At 56.6% G+C, this 19,321-nt stretch carries 21 protein-coding genes and 1 tRNA gene; 15 read left to right on the plus strand and 7 right to left on the minus strand.

The genetic code is table 11. The annotated features are described in order from the left end of the window. Window positions 1-9 precede the first annotated feature (9 nt). The 6 genes from CRO01_RS17005 (at window position 10) to CRO01_RS07240 (ending at window position 5,166) form a co-directional block, all read left to right on the plus strand. Window positions 10-141 carry a hypothetical protein gene (locus tag CRO01_RS17005; protein ID WP_259370010.1) on the plus strand — a complete coding sequence of 44 codons (132 nt, stop codon included), beginning with the start codon at window positions 10-12 and terminating at the stop codon, window positions 139-141. After that, window positions 142-2,142: a hypothetical protein gene (locus tag CRO01_RS07220; RefSeq protein ID WP_097008471.1), complete on the plus strand. Its 2,001-nt coding sequence runs from the start codon at window positions 142-144 to the stop codon at window positions 2,140-2,142. It abuts the gene before it with no gap. Between the two features lie 2 nt (window positions 2,143-2,144). Beyond that, window positions 2,145-2,693: a hypothetical protein gene (locus CRO01_RS07225; protein ID WP_097008472.1), complete on the plus strand. Its 549-nt coding sequence runs from the start codon at window positions 2,145-2,147 to the stop codon at window positions 2,691-2,693. Beyond that, on the plus strand, window positions 2,690-3,463 hold the full coding sequence (locus CRO01_RS07230; protein ID WP_097008473.1) for a hypothetical protein: 774 nt from the start codon (window positions 2,690-2,692) through the stop codon (window positions 3,461-3,463). The genes CRO01_RS07225 and CRO01_RS07230 overlap by 4 nt, the downstream gene beginning before the upstream one ends. Next, complete coding sequence (locus CRO01_RS07235) at window positions 3,456-4,625, plus strand: hypothetical protein (protein WP_097008474.1); 1,170 nt, start codon at window positions 3,456-3,458, stop codon at window positions 4,623-4,625. Before CRO01_RS07230 ends, CRO01_RS07235 begins: the two co-directional genes overlap by 8 nt. A gap of 157 nt (window positions 4,626-4,782) precedes the next feature. Further along, the gene (locus CRO01_RS07240; RefSeq protein WP_097009149.1) at window positions 4,783-5,166 is read left to right on the plus strand and encodes a hypothetical protein; all 384 of its coding nucleotides are present in this window, start codon (window positions 4,783-4,785) and stop codon (window positions 5,164-5,166) included. Here CRO01_RS07240 and CRO01_RS16335 read toward each other — a convergent pair. From CRO01_RS16335 to CRO01_RS16345, 3 genes are all read right to left on the minus strand, one after another. Continuing rightward, complete coding sequence (locus CRO01_RS16335) at window positions 5,163-5,825, minus strand: sugar porter family MFS transporter (RefSeq protein ID WP_143824923.1); 663 nt, start codon at window positions 5,823-5,825, stop codon at window positions 5,163-5,165. The genes CRO01_RS07240 and CRO01_RS16335 overlap by 4 nt on opposite strands. Window positions 5,826-5,955: 130 nt before the next feature. Continuing rightward, entirely contained in the window at window positions 5,956-6,186 is a 231-nt protein-coding gene (locus CRO01_RS16340; RefSeq protein WP_143824924.1) for a hypothetical protein, read from the minus strand. 210 nt (window positions 6,187-6,396) lie between these two features. Continuing rightward, window positions 6,397-6,996, minus strand: coding sequence for a hypothetical protein (locus CRO01_RS16345; protein ID WP_143824925.1), 600 nt, complete (start codon window positions 6,994-6,996; stop codon window positions 6,397-6,399). Between the two features lie 223 nt (window positions 6,997-7,219). Here CRO01_RS16345 and CRO01_RS07250 point away from each other — a divergent pair, with 223 nt between their 5' ends. Together CRO01_RS07250 and CRO01_RS07255 are read left to right on the plus strand one after the other, a co-directional pair. Then, window positions 7,220-7,759: a tyrosine-type recombinase/integrase gene (locus CRO01_RS07250; protein WP_097008476.1), complete on the plus strand. Its 540-nt coding sequence runs from the start codon at window positions 7,220-7,222 to the stop codon at window positions 7,757-7,759. Between the two features lie 107 nt (window positions 7,760-7,866). Further along, on the plus strand, window positions 7,867-10,758 hold the full coding sequence (locus CRO01_RS07255) for an ATP-dependent helicase (protein ID WP_097008477.1): 2,892 nt from the start codon (window positions 7,867-7,869) through the stop codon (window positions 10,756-10,758). A gap of 4 nt (window positions 10,759-10,762) precedes the next feature. Here CRO01_RS07255 and CRO01_RS07260 read toward each other — a convergent pair whose 3' ends face one another. Together CRO01_RS07260 and CRO01_RS17110 are read right to left on the minus strand one after the other, a co-directional pair. Beyond that, window positions 10,763-11,911: a DNA cytosine methyltransferase gene (locus CRO01_RS07260; protein WP_097008478.1), complete on the minus strand. Its 1,149-nt coding sequence runs from the start codon at window positions 11,909-11,911 to the stop codon at window positions 10,763-10,765. 417 nt (window positions 11,912-12,328) lie between these two features. Next, window positions 12,329-12,640: a PhiH1 repressor gene (locus CRO01_RS17110; RefSeq protein ID WP_097008480.1), complete on the minus strand. Its 312-nt coding sequence runs from the start codon at window positions 12,638-12,640 to the stop codon at window positions 12,329-12,331. 212 nt (window positions 12,641-12,852) lie between these two features. Here CRO01_RS17110 and CRO01_RS16350 point away from each other — a divergent pair, with 212 nt between their 5' ends. The 7 genes from CRO01_RS16350 to CRO01_RS07300 all read left to right on the plus strand — a co-directional run bounded on the left by CRO01_RS16350 (window position 12,853) and on the right by CRO01_RS07300 (window position 18,231). Continuing rightward, window positions 12,853-13,062, plus strand: a complete 210-nt coding sequence (locus CRO01_RS16350) for a hypothetical protein (RefSeq protein WP_143824926.1) — start codon at window positions 12,853-12,855, stop codon at window positions 13,060-13,062. Next, complete coding sequence (locus CRO01_RS07275) at window positions 13,055-13,777, plus strand: hypothetical protein (protein WP_097008481.1); 723 nt, start codon at window positions 13,055-13,057, stop codon at window positions 13,775-13,777. Before CRO01_RS16350 ends, CRO01_RS07275 begins: the two co-directional genes overlap by 8 nt. Beyond that, complete coding sequence (locus CRO01_RS07280; protein WP_097008482.1) at window positions 13,774-14,652, plus strand: hypothetical protein; 879 nt, start codon at window positions 13,774-13,776, stop codon at window positions 14,650-14,652. Before CRO01_RS07275 ends, CRO01_RS07280 begins: the two co-directional genes overlap by 4 nt. Then, complete coding sequence (locus CRO01_RS07285) at window positions 14,645-15,034, plus strand: hypothetical protein (RefSeq protein ID WP_097008483.1); 390 nt, start codon at window positions 14,645-14,647, stop codon at window positions 15,032-15,034. Before CRO01_RS07280 ends, CRO01_RS07285 begins: the two co-directional genes overlap by 8 nt. After that, window positions 15,031-15,900: a deazapurine DNA modification protein DpdA family protein gene (locus CRO01_RS07290; protein WP_097008484.1), complete on the plus strand. Its 870-nt coding sequence runs from the start codon at window positions 15,031-15,033 to the stop codon at window positions 15,898-15,900. The genes CRO01_RS07285 and CRO01_RS07290 overlap by 4 nt, the downstream gene beginning before the upstream one ends. Window positions 15,901-15,941: 41 nt before the next feature. After that, window positions 15,942-16,937, plus strand: coding sequence for a tyrosine-type recombinase/integrase (locus tag CRO01_RS07295; protein ID WP_097008485.1), 996 nt, complete (start codon window positions 15,942-15,944; stop codon window positions 16,935-16,937). Window positions 16,938-17,394: 457 nt separating this feature from the next. Beyond that, window positions 17,395-18,231, plus strand: coding sequence for a hypothetical protein (locus CRO01_RS07300; protein ID WP_097008486.1), 837 nt, complete (start codon window positions 17,395-17,397; stop codon window positions 18,229-18,231). Window positions 18,232-18,404: 173 nt separating this feature from the next. Here CRO01_RS07300 and CRO01_RS07305 read toward each other — a convergent pair. Together CRO01_RS07305 and CRO01_RS07310 are read right to left on the minus strand one after the other, a co-directional pair. Beyond that, window positions 18,405-18,478: transfer RNA gene (locus CRO01_RS07305), tRNA-Lys, on the minus strand. 50 nt (window positions 18,479-18,528) lie between these two features. Then, window positions 18,529-19,260 (minus strand): DUF7119 family protein, encoded by a 732-nt coding sequence (locus tag CRO01_RS07310; RefSeq protein WP_245838525.1) that lies wholly within the window; start codon window positions 19,258-19,260, stop codon window positions 18,529-18,531. Window positions 19,261-19,321 lie beyond the last annotated feature (61 nt).

The following is a 19,321-nucleotide window of genomic DNA, read 5'->3' on the forward strand; positions in this document are numbered from 1 at the left end:
ACACAACTCATGACGACTCATCTTTCCGACGACGTTGCACAGCTCGACAAGACGACCGTCGCCTTCCTCGCGCTCTCGGGAGCGGCGACCGCGCTGGCCGGAATCACCGGGTTGGCGCTGGCCGGTACGGGGGCGATCTGAATGGCGGCCGACGACAGCGATAGCGGGGCCCACAGCCCACGGCTGGACTGCGATGTCTGCCGGCGTGACGTGCTGCGCGGGATCGGTGCGGCCGGTGCGACGGCGGCGCTCGCTGGGACAGCCTCGGCGCGCAACCGGACGGGTAACTACAGCGTTCCAGAGAGTGAGTATCTGGCCGCCACCCAGCAGTTCGGCTACGGCATGGGGACGCTCGCGTACTTCTCGGGCAAAGCCATCAACGGCATTGCCTCGCTGGCGCCGTGGGGCGACGAAAGCTCGTTCAAGGAGAAGTACGAGTATCAGCAACGGCTTGAGATCTACCGGCGAGCCTACGACTTCGAGCAGATGGAAAAGCGTGCGCTCACCGGCGTCGAGAATCAGGCCAACCTCTACAGCCGCGTAGCGATGGAAGACGGCCTGCTCGAACTGTTCAACCAAGCCGAGCAAGGAGCAAGCCGCACCGACGCGACCGCGGCGGCCAAACAGGTCGTCAGCGAGGAATGGGACAAGATCCTCCAGCAGATGCTCACGCATCTGGAACAGAACGTGCTGGCAGTCCGTGACTGGTACAGTCACCTGAATGGCCTGCCGACGGATATCTCGACGGATGACGGCAGTGTCGGCTACAGCATGATCCCCGAGTGTCCGTTTTCGGGGGATATCGAGCAAAGTGAGGTCTGGCGCGAAGAGACCTACACCTACGATACCTACGAACAGACCGGCCGAGAGATCGCGGGGTTCGGTATCTCTGACTATGAAAACGTCATGCCGAACGGCTTCTTCGGGGCGCTCCTGCCGGGTGATCTGACTTCGCCGTCGACGAACGGGTCCAGCGGGAGCCGGAGCTGGGAGTCCAATCAAGATGCGCCGTTCTGGTCAGATGAAGTCTGGCCCCGCATTCAGGACGGGTTTCAGTACCCCGACGACCAAGGCACCTACAACCAACCGCCTGAAGCGGACGTGCATGTCAGTGGGACAGGCACAGGTCCCCAGCCGGTCTACATGGGGTTGCGATTCTACCCACCGAACCCCTCGCACTTCGACGTAAACGAGGACATGGTCGAGGACGTGAGCGACAAGCCCAACGCACACGTCCTCGTGATGACGCGCTACCTGAACGTGCTCGACACGATCGACTCCGAGCGCCAGAACTCGCTCGACGCCGTCGATGCGTGGGCGAACAGCAACTACATCGAGATGCGGGACAACCCCGACCAGTGGGACCGCGCGGACATGGTCGGGCCGGCCGCCCTGCAGGACTCGGCGGCCAACGCCTCGAATCCCGCCGAGGCGGCGCTCCAGCTCCGTGGGATGGGGATTCCCGTCAACAACGAGACGGACGTGCTCTTGGAGTTCCCCGAACAGACAGATCTGGACGGCAACCCGATCCAAGCGCCCGGCTATCTCGGGGCGACGAACCCGCCTGCCGACGGATTCCCCGTTGGCGAGGTGATCGATCCCGAGCAACAGGAGGGCGGGATCTTCTTCGCGCACTGGGCCAATGACGTGTCTACGCAGGATTCTCCTGACAGCGACGGAACCACCGGCAACACCACGGATGGAAATACAACGGACGGCAACACCACGGACGGGAATACAACGGACGGCAACACCACGGACGGGAATACGACGAACACGAGTGACGGTGGGCTCGACGGCGAGCAGGCTGACGACACTGGCACCTACTCCGAGCTGGTCCAGCCGTTCAAGATCGTCACGACCGCGGACGGTTCGGACACGCTGACGATGAATGCGCGGGACGTGTCGACGCCGGACTACGACTGGCAACAGGTCGTCGAGAATCTCGAAGACCTGAACGCAGCACAGGAGGACGCCCGCAACCAGACGATCACCGTGATCAACGAAGGCGGCGGGGGCGGGCCGTTGCTTCCTGACTTCGACTTCGGGGGCGGCGGAAGCCCGCTCGCAGGACTGGCGATTATCGGCGGCGTGATCGTTGCGGCCGGCGCCGCCGTGTCGAACCTGCTACCGGGGAACTGACCATGCGCCGGACATTTTTCGCGCTGTCGCTGGTTGTAGCGGCAGTTCTGGCGATGGGCATGGGCGCCGGCGGCGCGCTCGCACAGGAGAACGCGACGAACGGGACTGCCGTCGAGGCAGGCGCGAACTACGAGGAGACGGTCGGGCCGAACGTCCGACTCGTCGACTGGGAGTACACCAACGGTCAGTTCTCGCTTGAGTTCGAGGCCGACGAGCCGACGCGCGTCTCTATTACTGAAGCGGGGACGTGGGGCGAAGGGACGGGTCAGTTCAACTACGTCGAGCAAGTGGTGAGTGAAGGCCGATCGACGGTTGTGGTGCCGGTCAGCGATCGGGACGGCGCCGCGGTCGGGATCACGACGCCGGCGAGCATGGACCAAGGGACGGGCGCGTACGTCTCGATCGGGCGTGAAGAACAGTCTCAGAATCCGCTGAAGACGTTCGGGGGCGAGTCCGGGCTGTTCACTGGCGTGCTCATGACGATCGTGCTGGCGGCGCTCTCGGCGTGGTACGTGGTCCGCTCGGAGAACACCGGGGTGGTCGAAGCGTGAGCGACACGAGTGGCACCTTCGGCGGCTGGTCGGACCGCATCACCTACCTGCTGGCCGAGGGTCAGCTCCTTGCGGCGGGGCTGGCCGTCTCGGTCGGCATCCTGCTCGTCTGGTTCAAGCCCAGTCTGCCGGGTATCCCGCCGATCGCCGGCGGCATCTTCGCCGCGCTGCTCCTACTCGGTCCGCCACTACTCGGGCTGTTCGTCACCGGCGCGCGGGCGCTCCGGAATCGGAACATGGTGACGGTCTACCACATCAACGGCCAAACCGACGAACGCGAGAAATACTACGTCGCGCCGGAAGTCTGGTCGGAGAAGACCGTCGACGGCCCAAGCCCATACCTCTGCAACGACGGCGACGCCTTCGAGGTACGCGAGTTCGACTGGCACGAGGATGTCCGCACACTCGCGGTGCGCGGGTGCTACATGAGCCAGATGGCCGACTCGAAACTCGTCACGTGCAAGACGATGCTCGAAGATGTCCACGGCGACCTCGTCGAGTCGTATCTGGAACTGAACCGACTTCGAGGGCGTATCTCGAAACTCGGGCTGCAGATCCAAGCCGACGTGATCAACGAGGAAGCCGAAGCCGACGAGCGGGGTCAGATGAACCCGCGAACCGCCGTCAGCGACCGCTTCGAGGCCGCCAAGAAGGACGCCGAGCAGGCCGAACACGACGAGATACAGGACATCGAACAGTACAGCGGCGAGTACGCACAGGAGCACGACATTCGACCGCCCGCGACCACCGATGGAGGCACCGATGAGTGACGAACAGGACAACTACACGGTTGGCGGCTTCCGCGAGTTCCAGAGCGACAACCTCGCGCGAGATCCCGACGAGGTACTTCCGCACTCGGGGTTCGTCCGGGACGAACAGCTCGACCGGCAGATGACCGTCCGGGCGCTCCACCACGACCCCGACCGCTGGGAGACGAAAGCGCCGGCGGACTACCTCGGCGTCCAGAAGAACCGCGACATCCTGCGAGCCGAAGGCGGACACACGGCCCGACAGGCGCTCGAAAACGGCGATTCGCTCACGCTCAAGCATTATATCGGTGATCCCTCGCAGGAGGCCGACCTCGCGGGGCTCAAAGCGAAGATGCGCTTGGAGCAGATCGTCGACGGTCCGGCGCCGGTGATCGTCGTCTTGGGCGAGATGGGCGCCGGCAAGTCCGACTTCGCTGGGCTGTTGGGCCAGCTCCGTGCGCACGTCGTCGACCAAGATCTACTCGTCGGGAGCAACATCCGGACGCTCTCGCGGAACGACGAGTGGGTGCGCGAGGATGGTTCAGTCGATGACGGGTACATCCCAAACTACCCACTGCTGACCGAGTGGGTCCAGCAGGACGGGAATCCGGTCGAGAATCCTCAGCAGCCGAAGCTGTTCATCGGTGACGAGTTCTCGTCGCACGGCAGCGGCACCGGTGAGGACGGCCACAAGGTCCGGAAGTTGATGGGTCCGCTGGTGTTCAAGATCCGCAAGTACGGCGGCGCTCTCATCTATATCGGCCACGACGAGAGTTCGATCCACCCGATGCTCTGGCGCGTCGGGACGATTATCAAGAAGACCTCTAAGAAGGAGGCGATCGTTGCCGACCGGATTTCCAACGGGAAGCTCGTCGATGTCGAGCCGCGCCCGCTCCGGGGCATCCCGCAGACCGACTGGAGCATGGCGACGAAGGAAGCCAGCGAGTGGTCTTGGGAAGCGCCCTCGGGCAACGAATCGGCCGATACTGGGATCGACGATACGGACGTGAAGCGCGTCGCCATGTGGACGATGCAGGCCTGCCGTGAGCAAGGAATGTCGCCACGTGAAACTGCCCAGTTCGTGCCCTACAGCCACACTACCGTCAACAACTGGTTGAACGAGTACGACGACGGCGGCGAGAAGCGTGAGTGGGTTTCCAGCGTGGAGGCCGCAATCGCATGAGGGCGCAAGGGTGTAAAGCTGTAAACCGCAAGCGACCCCCCTTTAGTAGCCCATACGCCGCCCGACTCCCTGACGGTCGTCGTGCGACCGCGATGGGCGCGCGAGCAAGTGGCCAGCGGAGGATTATATATAACAGCGCGCGATGCGCGTGGTCCGCGTGAATCGGTCGAAGCGAGCGAACCACTTCGGGACGATCTGCGAGAAGCGGATGGCGAGGAAGCGCCGGTTCGAACTCGACCGAGCGAGCTGGCACGATGCGCGCTTCCAGAACGGCACGCCCGTCGAGATTAAGAGCACGATGGTTGAGCATGCTGACGGCCAGCCGGGCAACTTCAAGATCTACCGGAAGTACCACGACCGGCTTCGGCGGGCCGACGGGTGGTACTGTTTCGTCGTCTATCGGCCGCATGGGCGCTCGGGCTGTACCGTGCTCGACGACAAGATGGTCCGTGCGTGCGATCTCCCGTTAGTTCGGTGGCATGGTGGCGGCGCTCACCGTGATACGCAACAGGCAAAAGTGACAATAGAGGAGATATATTAGTATCCTGCCCACCTAAGGATCCTCCGAATAGGTGATGCAGCTTTGGATTTGATCATCTCTATTTTCGCCTCATCTTCTTCCGAGTTGTCATCCACCCGGAATTCTTTGTCTTCACCAGTTACCTTCAAAAGCGGCTTTGGCTTCCAAGTTCCTTTTCTCTCTTTCACTCGGTGATACCACTTATCCCCAAGCTGAGGTGTGGTTTCATTTACTGTATGCTTCTCCTCCAACAAACGTTCATATTCTTCCTCCAGATCGTCTAAGTCTTCAGATGGGTCTGGAAGTCGAACAGTAATGAAATAGTGAAAATCCAAGAAAACCCTTTGCAAAGTCTGTCCTGAGTTGTAGCAAACATTAGACTGTTTTTGGGGGTTGTCAACTGCGTTAACGAATGAGAGCGCAGCAACTATAATCGATAGACCAAATGCAACATCATTCCACCATGATGGGTTATCACGCAAAATCACAGAACCAATAATGAATAACAGGATACCACCGGAAATTGTTGATCCATATGTCAGAAGTCTCCCTCGCTTTTTGAGCTGACTAGAAGCCGCATAGAATTTTAGATAGGTTGTTTTTAACGAATCATATTCCTCGAAAGCAGTTCTATACAGCCGATCTCGTCTATCGAAATTATCAAAGTCGTCCTTATTCATAATCGGCCGCTTAGCTATTAACCGGGCTATCCCACCACATCAATCTAATGATGGTATTTTGTATTGCTTCTTTCAACGTTTATAAAACAAAGTTAGATATAATATAGTCTAGTGACGTTTCACTTTGGTCCTATGCCATATTCACAAAGAGATTGGTATCCGCATCTGGATGATCTATAGATTCAAGAAATTCTTCTACATTACTTCTTATAGCTTCCTTTGTCTCTTTCATATCGATGTGAATTCTATCCGTTTCTGAGGGAGTTCTAATTTCATAGTGATATTCCTCACTAGGAGTTCTGTAAACCTTAGCAACGTCTTTTCCTTTATTTGTCTGAACGTCTGCTAATAATTCAACCATGCTTTGCAATATGGGTGTTAGATCATTAAGCATTGTGGAACAATTTCAGCAAAAACGCGACGCAATGTCGGCAATACGTCTTCTATATCCAATCTGCATTTCTGCCATAGAGAGAGTACTTAAGATATACCGTCCTGTATGACCGTAGAACCCCAGATAATCTACCCTAATAAGGAGAGACACAATTTCTCAATTTTATTTCTACGTTGGTCAGAAGTCGGGAAAGTCCCCGCTTCGCTGCCGAACGTATGCCGGTTGATATGAGAAGTCCTCGTCAACGTACTCATCCCCCTCAAGACGCTCTAAGTCAGATTGTGGAAACGATTCGTCTAAGCGCTCACCATTCGTAACGAGGAACGTGGTAGTATCATACTTGTCGTGGTAGTCACTGTATGTGTCATCTACTGTGATATGATCTCTAATCGATTGCGGAACGTCTGATTCATCATCCGGTCGTATAACGATCTGGTCGATGTATCCCTTGTGCGTGATCATCCCGTCTAAACGGTAGTAGATCGGGATACTGCCGTGAGCCTCAATGCCAGCTTTGACCGACGTCCACGGTTTCCCCGCTCTGTGAGTTACCATATCAAGATCTGCGAGTTCTTGTAACCGAGATTCATGATTACTGGCGAGCACGGCCGGATCTGAGCGCTTTCGCATCAGTCTCGCTTTTTTTGACCAAGTGTTACTGGTACTGGAACTTCTTCGAGGCGTTTCATCACGCTGCTTGGCTTCTTCGAGATGCTGGAACATCTCATTAACCGATTTACTCGATTCCTTTGTTTCTTGATTTGATCTGTCGTTCATTCTTGTTAATCCACACCAATCAGAGTCGCCTATTAATAGCTCGGGGCGGGGTGAAGCTATTACCGGATCTCATTCGTCGGACATTGCCACTTCTGTATCAATCGCTAACCGCTGGTTTACAGTCTTACAAGTCTGTAGAACGCACCCCGCCGAATCCCCTCGAAACCGGCCAATCCCAAGCTTCTTTGTAGACCGTTTTACACACCGCTGGCGTCTCAGTACAATGACTTGGAAACGCGAGCCGCTTGAGAAGGACGAACTGAGCGAACTACTCGACGCCGCCGAGACGTTCGACCTCGATCACGACTTCACGATCCGGGCGCTGGTACATACCGGTCTTCGAGCTGGCGAGTTCGCTCAGATGGAAAGCGACTGGATGGACTGGCAGAACGAACAGCTCCGGGTACCTGCCGAACAGGACGGCTGGACGCCCAAGACCGAGCACGCCGCGCGGACGATCCCCGTTCGTGACCCCGACACATTGCGAGTGATCCGCGAGTTCTTCAAGCGCAACGAGGCTGTGGGCGTGGGCCGGCAGGCGGTGTATCACCGCGTGACGCGTGTTGCCGACGAGACGGAGATTCAGAAGAAGGTGACGCCGCACGTGCTCCGGCACACTTACGGGACGCTCATCGCATCGAAAGGTGCGACGCCACAGTACATCCGCCAGACGATGGGCCACGCCGATCTATCGAGCGCGAACACGTACATTGAGTACAGTGGCGTGCAGCTAAACGAGGAAGCGAGTGAGGTGTGGGGGTAATAGAAAGAGAGGGCCATACTGAAAAGGGCATAAGGCGTTGCCTTTGAATTCAGTAATAAGTTCATTTCTCCAATAGATTTAGGTACCCAGATTGCCCTTGTCGGTATATGCCCGACTTGACGGAAGATGACTTTTGGACGGACTCCCAGAGAAATGTAATTAATCACAAAGAAGGTCCAATTCAGGTGATTGCTTGCGCAGGTTCCGGTAAAACTCAAACAATCGCTGCTCGTGTCGCCCAAATGGTCCATGATGGTGTTGACCGAGACAGTATTGTCGCCTTCACTTTTACTGAAAATGCAGCTGAGGAATTGCAAGTTCGTATCCGGGACATGATGGATAAAGCGAATCCAGAAAACCCTATTCTCGGCGATATGTTTGTAGGAACTGTGCATGGCTTTTGTCTTGATGAGGTTTTGCACGAATTTGATCCAGACACACTCAGCTACGATGTTCTAAGTGACAACCAGCTCTCTGCATTTCTCTCTCGAGTATATCCATATATCGGGTTACATGAGATTGGCGACGACAGCGATCCGCCATACGGGAAAACTGGTCGAATACAACGCTTTATGAAGGATATTGACGCAATGCGTCGTGAACTGGTAGAAGAGGAAGTCAGGGCTTCAAATGATCCAGTTGCACAAGATTTCATTGAGGTGTATGATTCTTTTCTTGAAGAAATGCATGATACACATTTCTATGACTTTCAGGGGATTATTTACCAAGCAATTCATATCTTGGAAGAGAACCCCGAGATTCTTGAGAAGGTTCGTAATCAGTTTGAGTACCTGATAATCGACGAGTATCAAGACATCAATTTTGCTCAAGAACGCCTCATAGAGCTATTAGCTGGAGAAAAGAAGAATATTTGCGTAGTGGGAGATGACGACCAATCCATCTTTAAATGGAGGGGAGCGAGAACAGAGAATTTCCTTGAATTTGGAAACAGGTACGATGGAGAAGTGAGACGACTCGAGCAGAATTTCCGCTCAACGAGTGGAATCGTTGATATCGCTCAAGATAGTATTGAACGGAATGACCAACGTTTGGATAAGGAGATGTTCTCCAATACAGAGCCTGATATCGGAGACATCTATCAAAATTACTTTGAGACTGATAGCTCGGAATCTGAATTTATAGCTGACAAGATTCAGCACCATGTTCATACTTCCTTTGAGGATCCTGCTAGTGGGGAAGAGCGGCCGCTGAATTATGGGGACTTTGCGATACTATTCCGTAGAAAAAGGGACATGGAGATCGTCCAAGAAGAACTTGATGATCGTGAAATACCATATACTGTGCGTGGCCAAGAGAGTATCTTTGCCCGGCCAGAAACAGAGATAATCCGTCTTGCAATTGGCTTTATTGCTAGGGGTCATGATGACGATATAGAAGTTATTGATCTTGAAGAGTCGGGAAGTTCTCGATTTGATGAAACAGTAACTATGTCCGTGTCTGAAGAGGATCTCAGACAGACTATCCAGCAATCTGAATATTTGCGTGATAGAGAAGATGAGATCGTCTCTACACTATGGGAGAAAAGAGACTGGTTCTCTAATCCTTCCTCCAGAAGGATACACCCACAGGATGAACTTCATGATATCCTTGCAGCAATGGGAATGGGGGACGTTGAAAGCGATATCTCGTCTGATGATGAAGTCTTCCCAGAACCACTTATGTATGAGCTTGGGCAAGTGAGTAAGCTATTCCAAGACTTTGAAGCAGTATATGAAATCATATTCCCAGAACAGATTCATGATTTGGTTCAATTCCTAGATTATGCGGCACAAAACTCTAATCCGAGGATTGAAGATCCAACTTTAGTTAATGCGGTAAATCTCATGACAATCCACTCGGCAAAAGGAACAGAGTATCCCGCAGTGTTTATGCCGGGACTCTCTACGTATAAATTCAGTACGAGTTCTACAGGAGCAACAAGAGATACTTGGCTTCCAGATGATGTCTTTGATCCAGATATTTACGAAGAGGATACAGAAGACTATCGTCGACTGTTCTATGTCGGCCTCACACGGGCCAAAAAATTCCTGTTTCTAACCGGAGCTCGAGAGAACAGAGGATATGAAATCTCTCAGAACCCTAACCAGTTCTTTGAGGAGGTCGAATCTGAGGAATATAGCCATGTAATGGATGAGGTGAGGTCAGACCCAACACCTCGACGACCGTCTGATTCAGAAGCAGAAATGGAGGACATTGTCTATCCAACCTCATTCACCGACCTCCGATATTTCCAGAAATGCCCATATGATTATAAAATGAGGCACATTTATGACTTTGCACCGACTATCGACTCTGCATTCGGTTATGGGTTTGCTGTACACGATATCTTGAGAGAGGTACACCAGCGATTTGCTGATGATGAACAAGGGCTTCTACCAAGTCCCGGAGAAATCAAGCAGATGGTTCAAAATCCCGATCGCTTCTATCTACGACATGCTAGAGGTGAAGTTGACCAACTGTTACGAGATGAGGCACAAAGAGTCCTCGTAGACTACGTGACAGAGTACTCTGAGGACATCCCTCTCACTTACAAGGCAGAAGAGCCCTTTGAGTATCTGATTTCTGGATCAGGTACGAACGGAGAGGCTCTGATCTCTGGAGAAATTGATCTACTGGAACGACGAGACCCGGAGACTGGAGAAATTGAAGAAGTAAATGTGCTCGACTTCAAAACAGAGCAGGAGCCAGATTCACCTCACGATCCCAAGCTAGTTGCGTCAGAGTTCCAAGTTCGTCTGTATGCAGCTGCAACTCAGTCTGAATTTGACCTCTCGACTGTCGATGGGTATATCCACTACCTAAGCGACGGAGAGCGACGCACAGTAGACCTTTCTGATTCGAAGCTTGAACAGGTTGAACGAAATGTTGAACAGAACGTTGACAATATAATGGATCGAGAATTCTTCGCAACTCCAGACAAGGAGAAGTGTGGAACATGCGATTTTAACGACATCTGTCCTCACGCCGAAACAGAGTAAGGCGTTACCGATAATCCTCTAGAACATCTGTGGGTTCTCTTTTTGCAGTAGTGAACTTCTCATGTGGGAGATTCTCATCCTTCTTTTTTTGTCCTTCTAATCCATCGAGATGAGACTTAACGGCAAGAGCAATATGATATGCTAATTTTGGCGGTACGGCGTTTCCTATAAGGCGTGCTCTATGTACCTGATAGTTTGTCCCGAACTCGAAATTGTCAGGGAAGGTTTGTAACCTAGCCCCCTCTCTTAAAGTCAGTGTCCTAGGAACGAAACTCTCCGGATACAGGTGTCTCCCTTTCATCGGCTTATGGAATGAGGTTCGTATGGTTACCGAAGGTTCAGACCATTCTAGCCTACCAAACAGGTCTGTACCACTTCCCTCATAATCCTTCCAGCAATCTGGAAGCAGGTATCGAGGAATTTGATATCTGTTTTCACCCTCAGCTACATATCGCATACGATCTCGCTGGAGTTTACTGAAATTTCGCGTTTCGTGTAGATTTTCGTCTGTTGGCTTTTGGGGAAGATCGCCAATTGCATCTCTTACTGTCCTTGTTTCTTGATCAGTTGCCGCTGGCAAGAACGGTGTTCCGATCCGGCTCCCGATTATGAAGCCTCTCTCTCTTCGTTGCGGGACTCCATAATTAGCGGCGTTAAGAACGTCTACTATCGTATTATATCCCAGTTCTTCAGCCTTCTCTACAGCAGCCAAGCCTTCTGCTGAACGTAAAAATCGGGAAACATTCTCAATCACAAAGACCTTAGGACGGATTTCATCTACCGCTTCCAGAAAGACTTCCCAGAGTCCATTGCGATCATCAGATAATTTTTCGGTTTTTACACTATTCAGATTGGAGAAGCCCTGACAGGGTGGTCCCCCTATAACAACATCTGTGTTTCCCCATCCCGGATAGGCTTGAATATTTTCTACATCAGCACAAATGACTGGGCAGTCAAAATTCTTCGAGAAGGTTTCAGTGGCTTCCTCATAGTTGTCGATAGCAAGATCCGTACTGAACCCACCGGAATTGAAGCCAATCTCCGAATAGTCCAGATTTCCGAGACCTTCTAATCGCTCTGGTTGGTCAAAACCAAGAGAAAACCCACCTGCGCCACTGAATAGATCAACTACACTATATTCATTATTAGACATCCTACTGGTTACCACCTGATTGAAGTTATGTTATTATCAATCTTGGCGCGCCGGCGAAGACCACCGATATACTGCCGTATGGCGATTAGGTCATTCATCCGTATGGTTAGAACGATCGAATCATAACTCAGTGAACTGGACGTTGTGAGGTCACAGATAGATGTTCTGCATCTAACTCTCCCTCAAGGTACTGCTGCCCATCACTCGTAATATCGTACAAATTAGCATCCTCGTAGATTGGCGCGATTAGCCCTGCCTGCGTGAGCTTTCTACAACGTTCTTCTACCCGTCCCCGTGATGCGTTGAACCGGAATTCCTTCGACATATACCGCGGTGTCGACCACGAATCTTCCTCGAGATGCTCAAGTATTCGCTCATCCAGTGTACACATCCATCGGGCTTGCTTCCGGGCCATATCTATGATTTAGAGGTTTCACTCGCAGAAGGTCCATTTCTATCATCAGCACCATTAAGATACGCTCCAGCTTCGGCATCGTATTCGCCGTCAAGATATGCCTCTCCCTCCTCTGTGATGACATAGACGCCATTGCCAAGTGGTTGTAACAGCCCGTTCTCTGCGAGTTTTTTGAGCCGGCGAGAGATGTGTTGCCGGGATACCCGAATTGTGTCTTGATCAGAGAGTTCAGTGGGTGCCCCCGAATCCTCCTCTCGTATGACTTCCAAGAGGCGATCGTCCCAAAGCGTCATCCACGTTCCAGAATGTCTCATTGAGCACTATTGTGTGCTCGCTTCATCTACTTCTACCGGAGAGAACTCTTAGGAACGAATTAACTCTGAAAGTGCCAGCGTAACCTATATGTGACAAGCGCTCATCGGTGGGTGTACGGAGCAACTAACTGGGACGTAGATGAGTCTTGTCGGGCGGTGATGCCGGGGCGCGCTGCAACGCGCCCCGAGAAGGTGGCTCCGTTGGAGAACCCATGTACGGAACCGATGCGGGGCATCAGCCCCACGACCAGACAGAGGTATCGCCTGCCCAAAGACCTGACGACGCTGGACGCTGCCCGTGCGGTGCGGAAGCGGACGGTTACGACGCCCAACTGGGCGAAGCCACCTGCGAGGACTGTGCGGAACTGTGGGCCGACGGCGGCCTGACCACGACCGACGTTCGAGGTGGTGCCGATGCGTAAGGGCGTCCCACGGGGCTACGTCGTCGACCACGAGGATCCCGACGAGTTCTCTGTTCGGTGTACCGACTGCGGCCTGCTCAAGCTCCACAGCTCCCGCGCCGGAGCACACAGTCACGCCGACAATCACGGGATCACGTGCGCGCCGACCGCGGTCAAGCCCCTAACGCGGAAGTCCGAACGTCCCCAGCCCGGCGATGTCGCCACACTCACCTACGAAAGCATCCGGAGCGAGAACCCGATCGACGTGGGCGGGCCGATTCTCGACGTGAACGCGTTCGACGGCGATGATCTGGAGACCGAGACTGCCTGCGAGATCGCCGTCGACGACTCCCGCGAGGACCGCGTTGTGCTCGCGCGCTTCGATCCTGCCGGCGGCCAGATGCTCGACGCCTACAGCATCACTGAAGGCCAGAACACCCGACTCGGTGAGCTGGTCGACGTCGACGTGAAGCCGGTCGCAACCGACGGCGGGACCGACCGCGAAACGAAGACGTTCTATCGCGCGGTGTGCTCGTCGTGCGAGTCCGCGCACGGGATCAATCGCCCGCATATCCACAAGGTGGGCGCGAAAGTCGATCAAAAGTCGCACAACGAGAAAGCCCACAACGGCAGTACAGTCGCCGTCATCGACTCGTTCGATGCTGACGCCGTCGGTCACGTTCCTGCCGAAATGCCACCCACCACTGACGAGAGCGAACAGGGGGTGGACGAATGAGCCAAGCCGTCGAAGCCGACGACCGAAGCGACGAGCTGGACGTGACCACCGACGAGGACGCCGCAGTGAGCATCCTCACGAACGGTGATCCGATCCGCTCGCTGGTTCAACTTCTCAGCCCGGTCGCTGAGGAGTTCCGCGTTCGGCTCGACGGGGACGGCCTTCACACCCGCGCGGTTGATCCGGCGAACGTCGGACTCATCGACTTCACGGCCCACGCCCAAGGCTTCGAGCAGTTCGATGTGACTGAGCCAACGACGTTCGGCCTCTCCCTCTCGGCGTTCAAGAACGCCGTTTCATGGGCTCGAAAGCGCGGCGGCGACGGCGACCCCGTCGCTATCGACATCTACGACGACCCGGCGCGGATGCGCGTCCGCGTCACACGTCCGGACCAAGAGATCACCCGCGTTACGGAGTGGTTCGGCGTCGACCCAGAGAAGATCCGCGAAGAGCCGAACATGCCCGATCTCTCCCTGCCGGGGCGAGCTGATCCCGGCGTCAAAGCGTTCAATCAGGCGGTGAAGGCGATCGACAGCAATCACGAGGAAGCCTACGTGACCCGCGACGGATCGACCTTCGTACTCGGGAGTCAGGATGGCGGCGATACGACGCCTGACGACGACGAAGACGATCCACAGGACGCAGTGATGTTCACGAACTGTGCGTGGGACGAAACCGGCGACGGCGAACCCTGCTCGACGCTGTTCAGTCTCGACTACCTGACGGACATCGCGGCGTCGATCAAACGCGGGAAGTCCGACCGCCTGCTCGTCAAGTGGGGCGACGAGTTCCCCGCGAAGTTCGAAGTCGAACACGACGACTGGGGCTTCGAGGCAACGTACATGCTCGCTCCACGGATTCAGAACGATGAGTGAGGACTCCACGAGCGGTGCTGAGCGGTTCGATCCTGTCGAGTACGACGGACCGGAGGCCCTGCTCGACGAGTGGCAAGCGAACTTCGAGCGTCTGATGGACGGCCGTTGGCCGGACGATGAGGTGTCCTTAGAGTGGGACACCACCGACGACGAGGCCGTTCTCCGTCTCGAAGAACCGCCAGAAAACGCCACTCATGTCGACCGACCGGGCGGCGGTCCACGCCGGTCGATATGGGTGTACTTCGACCACGCGATTAACGCCGCCCAAGAGTCCGAGCGGTTCATTTCGGCGCAAGAAAACCCGATGGGGACGGGCGACCGCAAGCACAGCGCCATGCTGGCCGTCCCCGTCGCCGACAACCGGGAGGCGATGCTGGCATGATGCGCGAGTCCGCAGACCGCTTCACGTTCTACTTCGGCGCCGCCAGTGGCAGCTCTCGAAAGGCGCTTCGAGAACTGCACGAACCCAACGTGATGCTGAACTATGCCACCCAGAACAACACCCCTTGGGACGGCATTGATCGGCTGTTCATCGACTCTGGCGGGTACTCCTTCATGAAAGGGAAAGGGGAGTACACCACGTCAAACGCGGCGTATCTGGAGTTCCTCGAAGATCACTCGCCTACGCTGTATGCGCTCCGTGACTACCCGTGTGAACCCGAGGTACTGGAGACGCATGGGAGGACGGTTCGTGAACATCAGCGGATGACGACGGATCGTCACCGAGAACTCATCAACAGCCTCAGCGGGTTTGAGATCTCTGGTCAACCAATCTCGGTACTCCAAGGCTGGACCATAGATGACTATCTCAACCACGTCGACGAGATGCGGGACGCTGGTACACTTACGGACTACGTCGGCATCGGTTCGGTCTGCCGCCGAAACCGCGAGGCTGAGATCCGTCGAATCATTCTCGCGGTTCGTAAGGCGCTTCCGTCCTCTACACGCCTGCACGCGTTCGGCGTCAAAGGGTCCGTCCTACAGTATCCCGATGTTCGGGACGCTCTCACGTCGGCCGACTCGCAATCCTACGAGATGCAGGCCCAGTGGAGTGTGCTGAACGATCTTGACGCTGGGTCGAAGACGTGGCGAGATTCCGCGCTGGAATATCTCAAGCAAAAGCGGCGTATCCGGACAATCCTCGCGGCAAAGGATGACGCGGATACAGAGCAGGCGACCTTAGCTCCGACCACCGACGGTGGGACCGCCAGATACGCCGAGACGAGTCTACATCGGGGGGAGCGGTAGTGACCGATCTGGAACCCCTCTCCCCAGAGCAAGCGGTCCAGATGTATCTGGACGGTCGCAAAGACGAGCTGGCCGCCGCGACGCTGAAGGGACAGAAGTATCGACTCCGTGCGTTCGTCGCGTGGTGCGACGAAGAGGAGATCGAGAACCTGAACGACCTCGGTGGGCGCGATCTGTACGAGTACCGCATCTGGCGACGCGAAGGCGGCTACTCCGAAGACGGCGCGGAACTGAAGACCGTCACGCTACGTGGGCAGCTCTCGACTGTCCGGGCGTTCCTTCGGTTCTGTGCGTCGGTCGACGCCGTCCCAGAAGACCTCGCTGAAAAGGTGCCGGTGCCGTCCGTTTCCGGTGCCGGCGGCGTCAGTGACAGCACGCTCGCACCGTCGCGTGCCGTCGAGATTCTGGAGTATCTGGGGCGATACCACTACGCCAGCCGGAAGCACATCACGGTGCTGATAGCGTGGCACACTGGCGCTCGGTGCGGGGCAATCCGTGGGATCGACATCGAGGATATCGACCTCGAAGGTGACAGCCCCGGCATCGAGTTCTTACACCGTCCAGACACCGACACGCCGCTGAAGAACGCGGACAAAGGAGAACGCTGGAACGCGATCAGCCAACACGTCGCGCACACGATACAGGACTACGTCAACGGTCCGCGGAACGATGTCACCGACGAGTACGGCCGGAACCCACTCCTGACGACGGCGCATGGGCGTCCGTCCGGTTCAACGATCCGCGACACGATCTACTCGGTGACGCGCCCGTGCTGGCGCGGGGAAGGCTGTCCGCACGACCGCGACATCGAGACGTGCGAGGCGACGCACTACCACCACGCGAGCAAGTGCCCGTCGAGCCGGTCGCCCCACGACGTTCGTAGCGGGCGGGTGACTGCCTATCGACGGGAGGACGTGCCGCGCGAGATCGTCAGCGATCGACTGAATGCGAGCGAACAGATTCTTGACCGCCACTATGACCGCCGTTCGGAGCGTGAGAAGTCCGAACAGCGGCGCAAGTACCTGCCAAACACATGAGCTACGAGATTACTATCCGAGCGCACCGACCAATCGGTTCCGAACGTCCGAGCGGGCCCATCTCGCAACGAGGCGTTTCGTAGCCGATAGCGACGATGCTACTCGTGGTCGACGGCTCACCGTCAAATTCAACTCAGGCCGTCCTGTCACTTTGTGTATATTCGCGCCGGTCAGCAACGCTCGGCACGTCGTACAACGGGACGGCGGGACTCGCCCGCCCGCGGGAACCCGCGTATTACGTCCGATGCCCGACCAGTCGACGAACGCGAGGATACACAGCTGGACGTGGCATCCCAGCGAGCGCTGGCGATGCTACGTTCGTCTGGCGAGATATTAATGGCTTCGATATATCGGATAAAAATAACTATCGCGGGCCGATCTATGGTTTCGTGCGCTACCAGCAGCTAGCTTCGAGCAAAAGGTAATCGTTATACGGTACGCGTACCACCTCCCGAACATGCAACGACGAGCAGCGGCGGTGTATGTCGCTCTCTTTCTCGTCATCGCAGTCGGGGCGTTCGCGTACGCAGGGGCGGCTCAGAGTCCTCCCATCACGGTCGATAACCCCGACTACAATCTCACGGCAGACGAGGAACTCCAGATCAACGGGACAACCTACACCGTAGCCAGCATCGGCGAAGTCGAACCCAGCGGCGGCGGCCACGGCGGTGGCGGCAGCGCCCACCTCGAAGCGACAGTCGAGTGGAACACCTCCGCCGAGGCGAGCGAAGAGTGGCTGACCGGCCCCGACAACGCCGTCACGTATCAGGACAGCGACTACGAAGTCGTCATCGAGAACGCCACGAACGTCTCGCAGTTCACCCTGCGCGAGGTTCCTGGCGACAACGTCACTGTCTACACCGACGGTGACGGGGACCGAGTGGTCGAAGTCGAACGCGGGGGACAGACCGATATCGTCCCGATCGATCAGTATCAGGGCCTCCAGCGGTACGACTTCAGCGAGGGCGATGCGATCCAGTACGACGGCCAGAACGCAACTGTCGGCAACGTGACCAACGGATCCGCGACGATCACGTGGACCGCCCAAGAGACCCAAGATGTCGCGCTCGCTGAAGGCGACACGACCGAGCGTCTCGGCGACCAGATGCTGGTCGCACACTTCCCCGACAGCGACCATCTCGTGCTGTCGAGCAACGTCGCGGCGTACAACGACCAGGCCGACCAGCAGGCGTTCTTCCACGATCGCACTGACGGACTGCTGATGATCTCGTTCCTCTCGGGAGCGACCGGGTTCATCCTGCTCGCGACGGCCTACTTGCCGCGCCGCGAATAACGCCGTTTTCGTTTTTGTCGCTTGACGCCGATCCGAGAGCAGTCGCTCGGCGCTTTTTCCCTGATTCCACCGGCTCGGTTAGTTGGCCGCTTCGCTCGTCACGTCTGTTTTTCGTGACTCACTACGTTCGTCACGGCGTCCCGCTCACTCTGTTCACGAGACCCTCACAAAAGCGGGCCGGGAGGGAGTTGAACCCCCGACCGTCTGGTTAAAAGCCAGACGCTCTCCCTAACTGAGCTACCGGCCCCGTGTCCCCCGTTTGGAGGAGCGAGGTTTAAACGCTTTTGATGTGCTCGATCAGTGGCGGTCGAACTCGCGGGCGAGCGCTTGGGCGGCGAGTTCGTCGGGATCGGTGCCGTCGAGGGCGGCGCGACGCCGAAGCTCCCGATACAAATCCGGCGGGAGGTCGAGCGCGATGCGGCCCAACCGCACCTCGTGGCCGCTGAGCGCGCGTTCGGCGTCGGTGCCGTCGTTGATCTCGCTGGCCAGCGTGCGCACCTCGCGGACGGTGAGGTCGTTGTCGAGGACGGCCCACGCGAGATCGAATCGGGCGTCGCCGCTGACTCGCGCGATGTGCTTTGCGGCGGTCGGCGCGATATGGCCCATGGCGACGTGTCGGCGGATCGACTGGGGAAGATCGTGGACGCGCGCCCATTTGCGGATGAAGGCGACGCTCGCCTCGCCACCGGCGCGCTCGGCCGCGGCCTTGTACGATCCCTCGCCGCGAACCAGCGCGGCACAGGCTGCGGCGCCGCGAAGCATGTATACGTTGTCGTCGGCGCCGGCCGTGTTCTGCGCGAACGCTTCGACGGTCTCGGCGGCCTGCTGGAGACTATCGGCGTCGTCCGGGTTGAACTGGACGGCTTCCTGCGCGTGCTGGCCGGTGACCGCCTCGTCACCGCGGACGACCGGCGCGCCGACCGGCTCCGCGCGGTCCGACGGCAGCGGGGCTTCGCCCGCCCGTTCGGCGGCGTCCCGCCGGTCACCACCGTCCGTCTCAGGCTGGTCGCCCGACCGGTCTGCAGTCATTGCTGCGAGGTAGTGGCGGCAGCGTAAAAAAGCCCGCTACTCGGTCCGTCTCCGAGCGTGC

It is taken from the genome of Natronoarchaeum philippinense, assembly GCF_900215575.1.
GTDB classification, from domain to species: Archaea; Halobacteriota; Halobacteria; order Halobacteriales; family Natronoarchaeaceae; genus Natronoarchaeum; species Natronoarchaeum philippinense.